The 15830-nt window shown below is 39.2% G+C and carries 18 protein-coding genes; 5 read left to right on the top strand and 13 right to left on the bottom strand.

The window, feature by feature from the left end; all coding sequences use genetic code 11:
* Positions 1-93 precede the first annotated feature (93 nt).
* From ppk2 (ACP2AF_RS20450) to ACP2AF_RS20440, 3 genes are all read left to right on the top strand, one after another.
* A complete protein-coding gene (gene ppk2, locus ACP2AF_RS20450; protein ID WP_425237979.1) occupies positions 94-942 on the top strand; it encodes a polyphosphate kinase 2 in 849 nt (282 codons plus the stop codon).
* A gap of 1 nt (position 943) precedes the next feature.
* Complete coding sequence (ppk2, locus tag ACP2AF_RS20445; protein WP_425237978.1) at positions 944-1729, top strand: polyphosphate kinase 2; 786 nt, start codon at positions 944-946, stop codon at positions 1727-1729.
* Between the two features lie 160 nt (positions 1730-1889).
* A complete protein-coding gene (locus ACP2AF_RS20440) occupies positions 1890-2651 on the top strand; it encodes a creatininase family protein (RefSeq protein ID WP_425237977.1) in 762 nt (253 codons plus the stop codon).
* Between the two features lie 48 nt (positions 2652-2699).
* On the opposite strand, the gene ACP2AF_RS20435 is transcribed toward ACP2AF_RS20440, so the two are convergent.
* From ACP2AF_RS20435 to rsfS, 6 genes are read right to left on the bottom strand one after another with little or no spacing between them, the layout of a single operon-like run.
* Positions 2700-2960 (bottom strand): acyl-CoA-binding protein, encoded by a 261-nt coding sequence (locus ACP2AF_RS20435; RefSeq protein WP_299529343.1) that lies wholly within the window; start codon positions 2958-2960, stop codon positions 2700-2702.
* Positions 2935-3618: a phosphatidylserine decarboxylase family protein gene (locus ACP2AF_RS20430; protein ID WP_425237976.1), complete on the bottom strand. Its 684-nt coding sequence runs from the start codon at positions 3616-3618 to the stop codon at positions 2935-2937. Before ACP2AF_RS20430 ends, ACP2AF_RS20435 begins: the two co-directional genes overlap by 26 nt.
* Positions 3608-4411, bottom strand: a complete 804-nt coding sequence (locus ACP2AF_RS20425; RefSeq protein ID WP_425237975.1) for a phosphatidate cytidylyltransferase — start codon at positions 4409-4411, stop codon at positions 3608-3610. The genes ACP2AF_RS20430 and ACP2AF_RS20425 overlap by 11 nt, the downstream gene beginning before the upstream one ends.
* A 1-nt stretch (position 4412) precedes the next feature.
* A complete protein-coding gene (locus tag ACP2AF_RS20420) occupies positions 4413-5021 on the bottom strand; it encodes an LUD domain-containing protein (protein WP_425237974.1) in 609 nt (202 codons plus the stop codon).
* Positions 5022-5078: 57 nt separating this feature from the next.
* On the bottom strand, positions 5079-7094 hold the full coding sequence (ftsH, locus tag ACP2AF_RS20415) for an ATP-dependent zinc metalloprotease FtsH (RefSeq protein ID WP_425237973.1): 2016 nt from the start codon (positions 7092-7094) through the stop codon (positions 5079-5081).
* Positions 7095-7135: 41 nt separating this feature from the next.
* A complete protein-coding gene (gene rsfS, locus ACP2AF_RS20410) occupies positions 7136-7522 on the bottom strand; it encodes a ribosome silencing factor (protein ID WP_425237972.1) in 387 nt (128 codons plus the stop codon).
* A gap of 94 nt (positions 7523-7616) precedes the next feature.
* On the opposite strand from rsfS, the gene ACP2AF_RS20405 reads away from it, so the two are divergent.
* On the top strand, positions 7617-8348 hold the full coding sequence (locus ACP2AF_RS20405) for a biotin--[acetyl-CoA-carboxylase] ligase (RefSeq protein WP_425237971.1): 732 nt from the start codon (positions 7617-7619) through the stop codon (positions 8346-8348).
* Here ACP2AF_RS20405 and ACP2AF_RS20400 read toward each other — a convergent pair.
* Entirely contained in the window at positions 8340-8738 is a 399-nt protein-coding gene (locus ACP2AF_RS20400) for an SRPBCC family protein (RefSeq protein ID WP_425237970.1), read from the bottom strand. The two genes, ACP2AF_RS20405 and ACP2AF_RS20400, sit on opposite strands and share 9 nt — an antisense overlap.
* Before the next feature lie 3 nt (positions 8739-8741).
* Complete coding sequence (pyrE, locus tag ACP2AF_RS20395) at positions 8742-9383, bottom strand: orotate phosphoribosyltransferase (protein WP_425237969.1); 642 nt, start codon at positions 9381-9383, stop codon at positions 8742-8744.
* 7 nt (positions 9384-9390) lie between these two features.
* Between pyrE and ACP2AF_RS20390 the strand changes: the two genes are divergently transcribed.
* On the top strand, positions 9391-9978 hold the full coding sequence (locus ACP2AF_RS20390) for an NUDIX hydrolase (protein WP_120713678.1): 588 nt from the start codon (positions 9391-9393) through the stop codon (positions 9976-9978).
* Position 9979: 1 nt separating this feature from the next.
* Here ACP2AF_RS20390 and ACP2AF_RS20385 read toward each other — a convergent pair whose 3' ends face one another.
* From ACP2AF_RS20385 to ACP2AF_RS20365, 5 genes are all read right to left on the bottom strand, one after another.
* Positions 9980-11737: a M14 family metallopeptidase gene (locus ACP2AF_RS20385; protein ID WP_425237968.1), complete on the bottom strand. Its 1758-nt coding sequence runs from the start codon at positions 11735-11737 to the stop codon at positions 9980-9982.
* A 57-nt stretch (positions 11738-11794) separates the two neighbouring features.
* A complete protein-coding gene (locus tag ACP2AF_RS20380) occupies positions 11795-12199 on the bottom strand; it encodes a response regulator transcription factor (RefSeq protein WP_425237967.1) in 405 nt (134 codons plus the stop codon).
* Positions 12186-14036, bottom strand: coding sequence for a PAS domain-containing protein (locus ACP2AF_RS20375; protein WP_425237966.1), 1851 nt, complete (start codon positions 14034-14036; stop codon positions 12186-12188). Before ACP2AF_RS20375 ends, ACP2AF_RS20380 begins: the two co-directional genes overlap by 14 nt.
* A gap of 221 nt (positions 14037-14257) precedes the next feature.
* Positions 14258-14713: a pantetheine-phosphate adenylyltransferase gene (coaD, locus tag ACP2AF_RS20370; protein ID WP_425237965.1), complete on the bottom strand. Its 456-nt coding sequence runs from the start codon at positions 14711-14713 to the stop codon at positions 14258-14260.
* A 9-nt stretch (positions 14714-14722) separates the two neighbouring features.
* Positions 14723-15706: a D-alanine--D-alanine ligase gene (locus ACP2AF_RS20365; RefSeq protein WP_425237964.1), complete on the bottom strand. Its 984-nt coding sequence runs from the start codon at positions 15704-15706 to the stop codon at positions 14723-14725.
* Positions 15707-15830: the final 124 nt, after the last annotated feature.

Here is a 15830-nt window from a genome sequence, read left to right as displayed (position 1 = left end):
AATTATTGAACGATTGGGGGACCACTACTTTTTTAAACTAGCGGTATTTCTATTGTTTAAATCGATTATTGTTTCTGCTAACTGGCAACTACTATGCAATACACTTCTGAGGATTTATTAAGCGTAAAAACAAGAAAGGATTTAATTGATATTGCCAATAGGAAAAACATAAAAATTGACAATGTTGTTAAAAAACTGAAGTATGAGTTGGAGCTCATAAAACTTCAAAGCGAATTGGTCTCGTTACAACAGTGGGTTTCCAAGAACAATCTACGTGTTGCCATTCTTTTTGAGGGTAGGGATGCTGCCGGAAAAGGAGGTTCCATAAAGCGTTTCTATGAGCATTTGAACCCTAGGACAGCAAGGGTTGTTGCCCTTTCGAAACCAACAGAAAATGAAAAAGGACAATGGTATTTTAGAAGATATATCAAGGAACTTCCCAACCCCGGAGAAATCGTTTTTTTTGACAGAAGCTGGTACAATAGGGCAGTAGTAGAACCTGTAATGGGTTTTTGTAATGAGGAACAGTATGCCCAATTTATGGTCCAGGTACCCGGATTTGAACATATGCTCTACGAAGATGGCGTCATATTGATCAAGTTTTGGTTTTCCATTTCCAAGGAAGTACAGAAAAAAAGGTTTACGGCCCGACTTAGAAATCCGCTAAAGCAGTGGAAGTTTAGTCCGGTGGATATGAAAGGCCAGGAACTTTGGGACAAGTACACCTACTACAAGGAACAAATGTTTACGAAGACCCACACCGATTTTAGCCCCTGGATTATAGTAAAGACCAATGACAAACAAACTGCACGTTTAGAAAGTATGCGCTATGTACTTTCAAAATTTGATTACCGGGAGAAGGATTATTCAAAAATACCGATTCAACCCGATCCCAATGTAATTGTTCGCTATTATAGGAATGCAAAGCAAATAGACATTTGATATGGATTCACTTAAAGACCTGGATTTATCCGAGGAAAATCTGAAATTGTTAAATAGTAAAATAGGTTTACGGAGTCTTTTTGCAAGTAAACACTTAGATTTGGAAAAGGCGTTAAGGGAATCGCAATATGAAACCAATTTGCGGAGACGTCAGGTTGAGTTGGTCAAGTTACAGACTTGGGCCATAGAAAATCGAAAAAAGATAGTGGTCTTGTTCGAGGGTCGTGATGCTGCGGGAAAGGGAGGAGCGATCCGCCGAATTTCTGCTTACATTAATCCTAGGTACTATAGAATAGTAGCATTGAACAAGCCAACGGAAGATGAGAAAGGACAGTGGTATTTTCAAAGATATGTGAATAATCTTCCTGAGCCCGGTAAAATAGTTTTCTTTGACCGGAGTTGGTACAACAGAGCTGTGGTTGAGCCCGTAAACGGTTTTTGTACACCGGAAGAGTATAACATTTTTATGTCTCAAGTGAATGATTTCGAGAAAATGATCATTCAATCAAATACCTATTTGATCAAATTTTATTTTTCTATTACAAAGGAAGAACAGCAAAAACGCTTTGAGGACATTAAGGAAAGTAATCTAAAGCGTTGGAAAATGTCCCCAGTAGATGAAAGGGCCCAAGAACTTTGGCAAGAATATACCAAGTATAAGGAAGTAATGCTGGATAAAACAAATACTTCGTACGCCCCTTGGGTGATTATAAATGCTAATAAAAAGACAAGCGCGCGCCTAAAGGCTATTGATCATATCCTAAAAACAATTCCGTATACAAAGTAAATTTTGTGCATGTACTAATCAAGATTAGCTCAATTTCTGGATTTAATGAGATAACCAGATTAGTTTTGAAGAATTTGTCAATGGTGTTTTGATTTTTTTGAACGATTGGATTTATATTTTAGGAATAGCTTTTTAAGTTTGTGCAATAAAACCAGACAGTATGAGACCCTATATTTTGGCCGAGACCAATTGGAATGCACTTAAGGACGCGAATTTTGATTTGGCCGTTTTACCTTGGGGTGCCACGGAAGCCCACAATTATCATTTGCCGTATGCCACGGACAATTTTGAAGCGGATGCTCTTGCGGCAGGATCGGCGAAGGTAGCTTGGGAAAAGGGAGGTAAGGTTATAGTGCTCCCCACAGTTCCTTTTGGAGTCAATACGGGGCAATCCGATATCTACTTGGACATTAACCTAAATCCCAGTACGCAGTATGCCATCCTATGCGATGTTGTAGAGGTGTTGAATCGTCAGGGAATTCATAAGTTATTGATTTTTAATAGTCATGGTGGAAATAATTTCAAGCCCTTGGTCCGAGAATTGGGATTGAAATTCCCAAAAATGTTTATTAGCTTTTCCAACTGGCCACAAGCTGTTGATAAATCGGATTATTTTCAAGAAAGCGGCGACCATGCCGATGAAATGGAGACTAGCCTTATGCTTTATCTTAAACCGGAATTGGTATTGCCAAAGGAAAAATGGGGGAGTGGAGCCTCAAAAAAATACAAGATCAAGGCATTTTCCGAAGGTTGGGTCTGGGCGGAGCGCAAATGGTCCCAAATCAGCGAGGATACCGGAGTGGGCAACCCAATATATTCTACCTCTGAAAAAGGAGAACGTTTTTACAAGGATGTAACTGAAAAAATGGGTAATTTTCTTTTTGAGCTTTGTAAAGCGGATATTGACGACTTGTATCAATGAGCCCAGTTGCAGGTCTCATTTCTTGGTTTTTTCTATAGTGCCTACTTACTACTTCCTAATCTCCTTATTGACCAATTTGGTATACTGTTTCATGGCTTCCTCCCTACCTATGTTTTTGGCCTGAATCAAGGCATTGGCTTTAAAAGCATTGATAAGCGGGGTCTTACTTCCGGGGTTGCTAAAGTTTTTGTTTGCGATTTTATAATAGGCGTAGAGCTTTAGTAAAAGATCGGCAGGAAGTGGTTTTGTATAGTTGTTCACAAACTCTACGGCCTCCAAAAAATCAGTATGTAATTTCTGCTTCTTCATCCTTGTCCACAACTGTGGCTATACAGGTTTTTGCACCTACTACCTTTTGGTTCAGTTTAACGGTCACGACACTATCCAAAGGTAACAACAAGTCCACTCTTGAGCCAAATTTTATAAACCCTGCATCATCGCCCTGTTGTACGCTCTCACCTTCTTCCGCATAATTTATGATACGTCTGGCCATAGCCCCGGCAATTTGTCGGTATAGGATATCCCCAAATTTAGGAGTACGTACCACAACTGTGGTACGCTCGTTGTCCGTACTGGATTTAGGATGCCAAGCCACCAGATATTTTCCGGGATGGTATTTGGAATACTTTATGCTTCCGCTTACAGGATAGCGGGTTACATGAACATTGATAGGAGACATAAAAATGGAAACCTGGATGCGTTTATCCTTAAAATACTCGTTTTCTTCCACTTCTTCGATGACAACTACTTTTCCGTCTACAGGTGCCAAAATCTCATCGAAGTTTTTTGGGACTTTACGTTTTGGGTTTCGAAAGAACTGAAGTATCAGAATCAAAAACACCAAAGCAATGATTTGAAGCCCAAACCGTAGCCAAACCGTATTAATATAAAATTGGGATAGTAATACTGCGGTACAGACTATAAAGAAAGTTGTAAGAATAATTTTTTGACCTTCCCTATGAAACATAAGCAAAAATAATTAAGGTTACATACGCGAACGGTGCCGCAAATATGAGACTATCCAAACGATCTAACATACCACCGTGACCGGGCAGAATAGCTCCACTGTCCTTTACGCCTGCGGTGCGTTTCAGTTTCGATTCCAATAAATCTCCAAGGCTACCAAAAATAACAATGACTATAGCCAAAATCATCCACTGCATCGGGCCGATAATTGGTTCATACTTTCCGATGATATAGGCGGCACCCATGGCAAAGATAAAACCGCCGACCGTACCTTCCACGGTTTTTTTTGGAGAAATTGAAGGATATAATTTTGTACGTCCTAAAAGACTACCTACCAAATACGCAAAAGTATCATTCACCCAAATAAGAATAAAAATGCCCATTATGAGCAGTTTGGCAAAATCATCGTCCTTGTAAGGAATCATGGTCAAAAAAATACATCCACCCCCTATGTAAAAAAGTCCAACGACGAATTTTCTAAAAGTGCTGAATAAATTTTTGTTTTTTGAGAATAGGAAAAAAAGAAGTATAAAATCTACTGTAATCGTAAGAAACAATAGAACATATATCAATGAAAGGTCATGTACCAAATAGATATATGCCCACCAAAGTGCCAAATAAGCGAGAAAAATATGGTATCCGCGTAATTGTACAAGCCGTTTATACTCATAGAGACATGCAAGTCCAAATGTCATAAAAAGAAAGTCAAAGGCATCGGAGCTCAGAAAAACAGCGGATAATAACAATATAATGTAAACAGCTCCGGTAAGGGCGCGTCTAAAAATCTCTCTCATACTAAAGGTCTTCCAGAAGTAAAAGATACAGATTTTTGGAACTGCTTCCGTAAGTTAAAAAATCATTTGAGTTTTGATCGGTCGCTTGAAAGTGTTTTAAGGTGGTTATGTTTGCCGGAATACTGTGACCGTATTTCTTTTTAATAGTTTTTAGACCTTCCCCGATGGATTCTACTAACTGACTCGTAGTTGCAAAAACAATGACATTGGAGGGAAGCTCATGAAGCTTTTTTTCATTTAGTTGATTGGAGCAGACCAATATGGAGCCATTTTGGGCAATTAGATGTTCGCATGTGGTAAAAAATACCTCACTGTTCTTATTGTCCGTGGTAAAAGAAATTCCTTCTTTGGAGAACCTTTCCTCCAATCTAGAGTCCATTGCGAAGAACTGATGTTCCTGCCAGTGATTTTCTTGAACGATATTTTTTAAGGCCTCGGAAATTTCAGAAAAGGAATCGCAATACAGGAATTTCCCACCATTTTTTTTGAAGTGGATGGTAAATTTTTCGTCAACGGGGATGTTAAGATCTGGCATATGCACTCCTCTGGTCTCCACAGTCTCCTTGGAAACTTTTTTGCCACCTCCAAATAGTTTGTCAAATAGCCCCATTTTACATCATAAACTTCTTAATACTATTCCGTCATTAATGATGAACGTCCAAGTTTATTATTTATTTTCTTTTTTTTCTTCTTCCTCTTTTTCTTCTACGGTAATCTCCTCTACCTTTTTCTCTCCATTCAAATTTTCTTGTCCTTTTTGATCGAATTCTTTTTCGAATGGCCTTTGTCCAAATATTTTCTCGAGGTCTTCCTTAAAGATGACCTCCTTTTCCAGAAGTCGCTCTGCCAAGGTAATCAGTTTGTCTTTATTGGTTTCGAGTACTTCCACCGCTCTCTGATACTGTTCCTCAATTATTTTTGAGATTTCCGTATCAATGCGTTGCGCGGTTTCTTCGCTGTAAGGTTTGGTGAAGCCATATTCACTTTGTCCAGAAGAATCGTAGTAGGTGAGGTTGCCAATTTCTTCATTAAGTCCATAAATGGTCACCATGGCCCGGGCCTGTTTTGTGACTTTTTCCAAGTCGCTCAAAGCACCGGTAGAGATTTTGTCGAAAATCACTTTTTCCGCGGCACGCCCCCCTAAGGTTGCGCACATTTCGTCCTTCATTTGTTCCGGACGTACTATGAGACGTTCTTCCGGCAAGTACCATGCGGCACCCAGTGATTGTCCCCTTGGGACAATAGTTACCTTTACCAAAGGAGCGGCATGTTCCAGCATCCAGCTAACAGTGGCATGTCCTGCTTCATGATAGGCAATGGTCTTTTTCTCGCCGGCGGTAATAATTTTGTTCTTTTTTTCAAGGCCGCCTACAATACGGTCCACAGCATCCAAAAAATCTTGTTTGGTAACCGCCTTTTTCTCCTTGCGCGCAGCAATAAGTGCGGCTTCGTTGCAAACATTGGCAATATCGGCACCCGAAAAACCAGGGGTCTGTCTTGCCAAAAAGTCCAAGTCCAAAGTTTCTGCGGTCTTAATGGGCCTCAAATGCACTTCAAATATTTCCTTTCGTTCCCTAATATCGGGTAAGTCAACATAGATCTGTCTATCAAATCTACCGGCTCGCATTAAGGCTTTGTCCAATACATCTGCCCGGTTGGTCGCCGCAAGTACAATAACATTGGTATTGGTGCCAAAACCATCCATTTCGGTAAGCAGTTGATTCAGCGTGTTTTCGCGCTCATCGTTTGAGCCTGTGAAATTATTCTTTCCCCTTGCCCTACCAATGGCGTCAATTTCATCAATGAAAATTATGGCTGGAGATTTATCCTTGGCTTGCTTAAAAAGGTCACGTACCCTTGAAGCACCCACTCCAACAAACATTTCAACAAAATCAGAACCGGAAAGCGAGAAGAAGGGTACTTTAGCCTCCCCGGCAACGGCTTTGGCCAATAGCGTTTTTCCAGTTCCAGGAGGACCTACAAGAAGGGCGCCTTTTGGAATCTTGCCTCCCAAAGAGGTATACTTATCGGGATTCTTTAAGAACTCAACGATTTCCTCAACCTCTTCTTTGGCCCCTTCCAATCCGGCCACATCCTTAAACGATGTACGGGTGTCCGTCTTTTCATCAAAAAGCTTGGCCTTGGATTTACCGATATTGAAAATCTGACCTCCGGCACCTCCGCCTCCGCCTCCAGACATTCTTCGCATTAAATAAATCCAGATGCCGATTATCAAAACAAAAGGAAGAATCCCAATCAAAAAGTCACCGAGGTAGTTGGATTCCGTATCATAGTCCACTATGGTATCCAAATTGTTCTCGGTTTTTAGATCTTTTATCTCGTTTTCAAAATTCTGAAGATCCCCATAATCCAAAACATATTGGGGTGAAGCGGAAGGGCTTAAAGCAAAAGGCTGGTCCTTGACATCTTTATGAACATCCTTCTGGAGCGCCTCATTCGTTAAAAAGACTTTTGCCTGCCTTGTATTGGTGATGATCAGAATTTTTTCAATATCCCCATTTCTGAGATATTCCTGCAGCTCTGAAGTAGTAGTTTTCTTGGTGCTTGAAAGATTTCCACTTCCAAAGAACTGGAACCCTATTAATAAAACTGCTATCAATCCATAAATCCACCAGGAACTGAATCTGGGTTTTTTAGGATTTGTATTGCTTTCTTTTGCCATTATTTTATTTTTTGCCCCCTTTAGTAATTACGCATTAGGGATTACTTCAAGGCTTGGTTTATGCTACTTTCGATTTCGGTGAACTTGGCATCACCCCAAAGACCTTCTATATCATAGAATTCCCGAATATGTTTTTGGAAGACATGGACTACCACATTAACGTAATCCATTAGAACCCACTCGGCATTATCTTCGCCTTCTACGTGCCAAGGCTTGTCTTTTATTGCTTTGCTAACTGTTTTTTGGATGGATCCCGTTATAGCATTAACGTGAGTGTTGGAAGTACCACTGCAAATTATAAAGTAGTCACAAACAGTATTTTCAATTTCCCTTAAGTCAAGCAAGCTAACATCGTTCCCTTTTACTTCATCTATTCCCTGTAAAATTAATGTGATTAACTCGTCTACGCTAGCTTTCCCTTTCTGCATTCAAAAATTTTAGTTTAAGCAAAGTTATTATTTTTTTGTTCTTTTACCTCTAGTTTTTAACAATTGATTAAAGATAGGATGTAAAGGATGCCTCATGCCAATAATCAAACTTGATGCCACAGACTCTACAAATGCGTACTTAAAAAGACTTATTGCTTCCAACGTCTCTCAAGACTTCACCGTAGTTGTTGCCAAGAACCAGTTGAAAGGTAGGGGGCAAATGGGAACACATTGGATATCCGAAGAAGGTAAAAACCTGACATTTAGTGTTTTAAAGGAAAATAAAGACCTTTCCACAGATGACTCTTTTTTGTTGAATATCATAGTGTCATTGGCCCTTGTTAATGGTTTGAGGGGGCTTCAGGTTCCTGATTTAAAGATCAAATGGCCTAACGACATTCTGTCAGGCTCATCTAAAATTTGTGGCATTCTTATAGAGAATATTATATCGGGAAACAAAATAAAGGCCTCCATTATCGGTATCGGCCTTAACACTAACCAAACGATTTTCCATAATGTCCCTAAAGCTTCCTCCTTAAAATTGTTGCTGGGCAAAACGTTTGATTTGGATGAGCTTTTAAAGGCGCTTTTGAATAGTTTGAAAGCAACTTTTCAAAATGTTCAAAAAACGGGAATTGAAAAATTATGGGAAGTTTATAGTGAAAACTTGTTTCGAAAGGACAAGCCATCGACCTTTGAGGACTCCAATGGAATAAAATTCATGGGATTTATCCGTGGTATCTCTCTCGAAGGTAAATTAATTATTGCGCTTGAGGACGATATAAAAAAAGAATTCGGGTTTAAGGAAGTAACACTTTTATACTAAGGTTTCCTCAAGATTTTCTAACAATGTACCCATGAAATTGGTGATGGGTGTCTTGATCATCATGGCCATCATAGCATTAAATTCTCCTTGAAAATTTAACGTAACTTGGGTCTCACTGTTGGATATGGACAAGATATCGGCTGTGAGCGTAAAAGGTAGTTTATCGCTCGCAGCACCAAGGACAATTTTGTTGTGGGGATGTTGTTCCTTGCGCTGGAGAACAATTTCGGGCATGCCTTTTAAGGCAAACAGAAATCGATCTTCATTAATGAGTTCAAACTTATCAATACTATCAGGCATCAGCTTTTCAAAATTTTTAAGCTCGATAAGAAAGTCGAAAACCTGCTCCTGACTTTTTGAAATATTTTTTTTTGGTGTTTCTAAATACATTTTTTAAGGATGCCATGTGGAAGGACTTTTTCGCCATTCCAACAATGTGTTCAACTGATTTTCTTTAATATATCCGGTTTCCGATGCCTCTTGGATGAGATGGTCATAATCTCCCAACGTATGCAGTTCCATGTCCCTCGTCTCAAAATTTTCTTGGGCAACGTCAAAGCCATAATTAAAAATAGCTAACATTCCCTTTACATTTGCACCCTCATTAGTGAGTGCTTCTACGGCGTTTAAACTACTTTTCCCTGTACTTATGAGATCTTCTACCACTACCAAATTCTGATTGGCTTCCAATCTACCCTCTATCTGATTTCTTCTTCCATGGGATTTCGGCTCGGGTCTAACATAAATGAAGGGAAGGCCCAAATAATCTGCAACCAACATCCCAATTCCAATGGCCCCAGTAGCGACCCCTGCAATCACATCAGGTTTACCGTAAAGGGACTCCAATTGCTTGGCCATTTCCTCCCTAATATAGTTTCGTATCATTGGGTAGGAAAGTATAATTCTATTGTCACAATAAATAGGGGATTTCCATCCGGAGGCCCATGTAAAAGGATTTTCCGGTCTCAACTTTATTGCATTAATTTGTAACAGAAGCTCTGCTGTTTTTTTGGCGGTGTTTTTGTCCAAAATCATGGAGCAAATGTATAAAGTTTTTGTCAAAGAGGCACCTCTTATTTTAACCAACAAACTTTCTGAAATTGCCAATAGTAGATATTACCCTCTTAACGCGGAGGCTATACAGGAGGCTATTGACGCACTGGCCAAGAAAAAGTTGGAGGAGGCCTATATCTATCATCCTAATCACGAAGAAATCCTTAAGAAGTTCTGCAAACAGATTCCATTGGAAGTTGCCGCCGGAGGCGTTGTAACGAATAAAGCAGGAAAGGTGCTCTTCATCTACAGGAACGATAAGTGGGATTTACCTAAAGGAAAGCTGGAAAAGAATGAAGGTTTGGAGGAATGTGCCTTGCGTGAGGTAGAGGAGGAAACCGGTGTTAAGGGATTAAAGATTGAAAACGTATTACAAACCACCTACCATGTTTTTAAGAGGAACGGAAAATATAAACTAAAGGAAGTACATTGGTACGCTATGCGAACCAATTATGAGGGTAAACTGAAGGGTCAAAAGAACGAGGGCATAGAAAAGGTGAAATGGAAGGGCCCCAAAAAAATCCAAAAGGCCTTGGAAAACTCCTATACCAATATAAAAATACTCTTCGGGGAATAGATTATGGCATACCTTTGCCGGAAGCTATGCGGTAAACGGGATACTGCATATGGGCAGGTTCATAAAATTCCGACTTTTGGTATAACCAATTCAATTGTGCGTACCAGTTATCCGCAAATTCCAAATCAGCTTTTTTCTTATTGTCAAAGTTCTCCTTGAGCTGTTGATCATTTTCTAGCATTTCGGTCGCAAAATCCTCAAAAACATAGGGCGAAAAGCCTTCTTTTCTTTGTAATATGGAATCAAAGAAATTCCAATTGAAAAAGGAATCCACAGCGCGGGGTTCCAGGGTTTCCAGAAGATAGCGGATACCCTCTTGATCCGTAGGAATCAGTAGATCTCCTTCGGAAAATAAGAGGTTCACCGTACCCTTGGAGATTTGTGTGTCATAGTGCAGGTAATGCCCTTCAAAGGGGAAATCTAAAGTTTTGTATTCTTTTATCCTATAAGATTCAACGGTCAAAGTGGAATCATTTTGTAAAGTTTCGTAGCTTATTTTGTTCAAATCCAAAAGCTCTATTACGGAGGTCCATCCTTTTTTAAGGATATAGGCTTCTGGAATTTTTATTGAATCAATCGGTTTATAATAGTTTTTATATTCCATTTTTTTGGTAAATGGCCTTTCCCGATCATAGGAAAGTCTATCAAAGCCTGTTACTTCACTGACGATCGTATCCACTTTATATCCCTTAAAGTCCCGTATTGTGGTTTTGGTTGTGTCCAACGCCCATTTTATGGGATAGTAATTCCAGTTTTTATGCCTTGTACGGGCTTTTTCACCGAGTTGTTCTATTCGTTCGCTATCCCTATTGGTAATAGCCAACATTGTCCTTAAAAACTGATAAGTACCATGTACACGTTGTGCGTAAGGTTTTAGCATATGGGTTTCTATCATAAGACCCAAGGTATTCCAGAGTGTGGTATATCCGGTGGAATACCTCGGATGATCCATAAACTGGGAAAACCCTTCTTCGGGAGCCTTGTTATATACATTTACATATGGCGTAATATCCCAATTTTCCATTTTCAGCGATTTTTCCAAAGCCGGCAACATTTCTCGATCAAGATATTCTCCTAATTCCCCGCCAAGTTTATTGTGCTGTGTAGATAGGTGGGTGAGTGTATATTGATAATCCGCTCCATTGCTTACATGCGTATCTATGAAAACATTAGGTCTTACCAAATGAAAAATTTCGGCAAAGGTTCTTGAATTCTTTGTATCCCCTTTTATAAAATCCCTATTGAGGTCATAGTTTAATGCGTTACCTCGGAAACCGTAGGATTTAGGTCCATTTTGATTTGCCCTGGTACTAGTGTTCCTATTTAGTGCCCCACCCACATTGTATACTGGTATAGTCACCAATACGGTGTTGGTCGGGGGATTTATCTTCCCGATGGCCAAGTCTCTGTACAATAGCATGGTGGCGTCAATACCATCGCTTTCGCCGGGATGTATGCCATTATTTATAAGGAGAATTGTCTTTTGGTCGGCTATTTTTTGAAAGTTGAAGGTAGCCTCAGGATTATAGGTAACAATATGTAAGGGGTATCCGCTATCCGTTTGTCCTATGGTCTGGATGTTGATTTCAGGGAATTGCTTGGCCAATTGAATATAAAAATCCACTACCTGTAAGTAGGTGGCCGTTTCCTCTCCATTAGACTGCTCAAATGGGGTTGGAAACCTGGGTTCTTCATCTTCTTTTTTGGTTTCACAGGCCATAAGGCCCAATACCAGTAATAATACACCAAAAAGTTTCATAGGGCGCAAACTGAAAGTCCTTTACCAAAATTAAGGAAAAAGTACCTTTTTTACTGGTCATGCTGCTTTGGTAATCTCTTTTAGATGATCTCTCTTCAAGGGTTTGTTATTAAAAGTGATCATATGATCTGTCCTGGATTTGTAAAGATCCCAATTTTTATGGTCAAAGGGATCTATAGAGGAGGTTACGATATTTATTCGCACTTTTTTTTCCAAAGGAAGGGAAATGAACTCTTCCAAAAACTGCCATCCGTCCATTATGGGCATGTTGATATCCAAAAAAATAATCTCTGGCACTTGACCTTTGTTTTTAAGAGTTTTTTTTATGTCGTCCAAAGCCAATTTCCCATTGGCATGGGAGGAGATATTATCACAGATTGCGATGGAATCCAACATTTTTCGTATACCAAATACCGTAATGGGATCATCATCTACAATATAAATGGAGTTAATCTTTTTCATTAAAATATATGTTAAACGTAGTTCCTTTTCCCACTTCACTACAGGCAATTACTTTTCCGTTCATGGCCTCTATTTGATTTTTGGTAATATAGAGCCCAATACCTCTTGAATCCTTTTTGTCATGAAATGTCTTATACATTCCAAATAACTTGTCCCCATACTTTTTAAGATCTATGCCCATTCCGTTATCTGCAATGCTCAATATGGTATAGCCATTATTGCTGGTGGCACTTAAATTGATTATAGGGTTTCTTTCCGGATCCTTATATTTTATGCCATTGGTAATGAAATTCATTAAGATACTTTCAATGTAGGCCGGTACCGCTTTTATATAAACATCATCCGAAACGGAATTCACAATTTTAGCATTGTTATTCAATAAGAAGGCCGCAAGATTCTGTTGTACTACCTTTATCTTCTCGTTAAGATTAATGGGTTTCTTTTCCAAATTTGTATTGGTGCTTATGGCGACAACCTCATTTAGGTTTTCCAAGGTTTCCAAAAGATTATCAGAGGCATCGATCAGCATTCCGATAATATTCTTTTTTTCCTCTTCACTTTTTTCATGGATCAAAAAGTCCAGTAACATGGAGAAATTTGCCGTGTGCGACCTTAGATTATGCGATACGATGTGGGCAAAATTGACCAGTTTTTTGTTTTGCAAGGAGGTTACATTGATTAAATCCCGGAGCTCTTCCTCTTTTTGTTTTAGATTGGTAATGTCCATACTTATACCTACCAGTCCGTAGGCGGTCCCGTCATCTCCAATTAGGGGTATCTTAGAAGTTAAAAAGGTTATGGCATCCCCATTCTTTTTAATACTTCCCCTTTCCTCCCCCAAAATAGGGGTCCTGGAGTTCATAACATGCAGGTCATCCTCTCTGGTAATATTTGCGGTTTCCTCATCGTAAAAATCATAATCGGTTTTGCCCAGAACTTCTTCGGGACCACTAACATCTAAATAGTCACATTCCGCTCTATTTACAAGTACTTTTCTTGATTCCTTGTCCTTAATAAAAACATTTAAGGGTAAATGATCAATCAAGGTTTTAAGAAGGTGCTCGTTTTCCTTGGTCTTAATTTCAGATAATACTTGGTCGTTGACATCCTGGAAAGTACCTATCAATCCAATTAACTTCTCATTTTTGAATACAGGTTTTCCAGCCGCTATCACCCACTTTTCATTACCTTTGGCCGTTATTATCTGTAATTTTTCGTTCCAAGAAGTACCACTTTCTATAGCCTTGTTCACGGCCATGGAAATAGTGTTCCTGCAATACCCTTGTTTGTAGAAGTTAATTCCTTTTTCAATGGTAGGGATATAGTCTTTAGGAACTTCGTGAATAGCCTTCGTCATATCGGACCAAGTAATTTCATCCTTTAACATATCATACTCCCAGCTCCCAATTTTGGCGATATCCGACTTTTCACGTAAGAGGACCTCAAGTTTTTTGAGCTTTAACTCATTATGTACTTTTTCAGTAACATCGTCAGTTTGAATTATAACTCCTACGATATTCTCGTTCTCGTCATACCAAGGAATGTTGGACCACTCAAACCATTTTTCATCATTTTCATTATCCAAAAAGCGTTCTATACCTACTTCGGAAGACTTCCCTTTTAAACAGTCCTTCAAAACGGTTTTCCAATCCTTGCTTATTTCACCAAAAAGTTCGGAGATGTTTTTCCCCAAAACAGTATCGTTACTGAAGTTAAAGTGGGTAATCCAAGAATCCGAAGCATGAACTATTTGTAACCTTTTGTCTACAAAAACGGTAGCTTTGGGCAGCTGTTTAATCAAATAATTACTAGATAAGGTTTGGGATCCCTTCAACATGTAGTCGTAATTTCTTACTAAAGTAGAACGATTTTCCAATTCTGATAAAGGTTTGTTGTGAACACCCCCAAACGCGTTGTGATTCAATATTTGGGTGGGGTGAGAATTAAAATTAATAATAAAATGAAGAATTTTCTTGTTAATTCATAAAAATATTTTGGAAAGTAATCTCTTTTTTAAAGAAAAATAAATACATATACTCATGTAAGGTAAGAAGTAAACTACGGGATTCTTACGGAATCAGGTACTAGTCCCGTATAATCCCCGTTATTTCTGATAACATCCCGGACTATAGAAGAACTTATATAGGACTTTCCAGATGAGGTCAATAGAAAAACGGTCTCAATTTCGGAAAGCTTCCGATTGGTATGTGCAATAGCCTTTTCAAATTCAAAATCGGCCGGATTGCGAAGCCCTCTTAGAATAAAATCCGCTTTCATCTTTTTACAGAACTCTACGGTAAGCCCTTCATAGGTATGCACTCTGATCTTTGATTCTTTTTCAAAGGCTTTTTGGACAAACTGCATTCGTCGTTCCAAAGGGAACATATATTGCTTTTCTGCGTTGATGCCTATGGCAATGATTATTTCGTCAAAAAGAGTGATGCCCCGTTTTATAATATCGTAATGGCCCAAAGTAAGCGGATCAAAAGATCCCGGAAATATGGCGCGTCTCATAGCCTAAAGTTAGGTATTTTCCCGTAAAGCCTCGGTTATGGCACTCTCAAAAAGCGCGGAAAGGGATATTCCTGCAACGCGAGCTTGCTCTGGAAGAATACTTTCCTTTGTAAGTCCGGGGGTCGTATTCATTTCCAACATATAGGGTTCATCATCCACAAAAATGAACTCGCTCCTAGAAAATCCCTTCATATTAATTACTTCGTAGGCGCGCTTGGCCAATTCTACAACCCTTTTTTCTTGATCATTGGATATTCTGGCCGGTGTGATTTCTTGAGACTTTCCTTCATACTTGGCCTCATAATCGAAAAAGTCATTCTCGGTAGTTATTTCGGTTATAGGCAATACCTTTGTCTTTCCATTATAGGTAATCACACCCACGGAAACCTCTGTTCCATCCAAAAAAGCCTCAATAAGAATTTCATCATCTTCTTGATAAGCCTTCTCAATTGCCGGTCTTAAATCTTCCTTCTTATAGACTTTGGACATACCAAAGCTACTTCCCGCACGGTTGGCTTTCACAAAGCAGGGCAAGGACACTCGTTGAATAATTACGTCCTCATTTATAGGGTCTCCAAAATTCAGGTAAAAGGAAGCCGCTGATTTTATGCCGTAGGGCTTCAAAACACTCAAAAGGTCACGTTTGTTAAAGGTTAAGGCGGATTGGTATTGATTGCAAGATGTTTGGGGAATACCCAATAACTCAAAGTAAGCTTGCATAAGGCCATCCTCTCCGGGCGAGCCATGGATAGCGTTAAAAACACAGTCAAAATGAATATGACCCTTGTCCACTGTAACTGAAAAATCATGCCGGTTTACGGGCAGCTCATTACCGGTATGATCAACATAGACCCACTTATCCTTAAAAATATGGATTCGATAAGCATCAAATTTAGTCTTGTCCAGATATTCGTAAACTACATTTCCACTTTTAAGGGAAATCTGGTACTCGCTCGAATACCCGCCCATGATAATGGCTATGTTCTTTTTCATAATACAATTCAAATGCAAGTTTAAAAGGCCAAGTTTTCCAAAACCCAAAATAACTAAAAAACAATTCCATGGCATAGCCCGGGATTGTTTTTTAAGATACTTAATGTATAATACATTAACTTTT

This window comes from Ulvibacterium sp. (genome assembly GCF_965248315.1).
Lineage (GTDB): Bacteria > Bacteroidota > Bacteroidia > Flavobacteriales > Flavobacteriaceae > Ulvibacterium.
The sequence above is the reverse complement of the archived record's forward strand: the minus strand, read 5'-3'. Positions and strand labels throughout refer to the sequence as shown.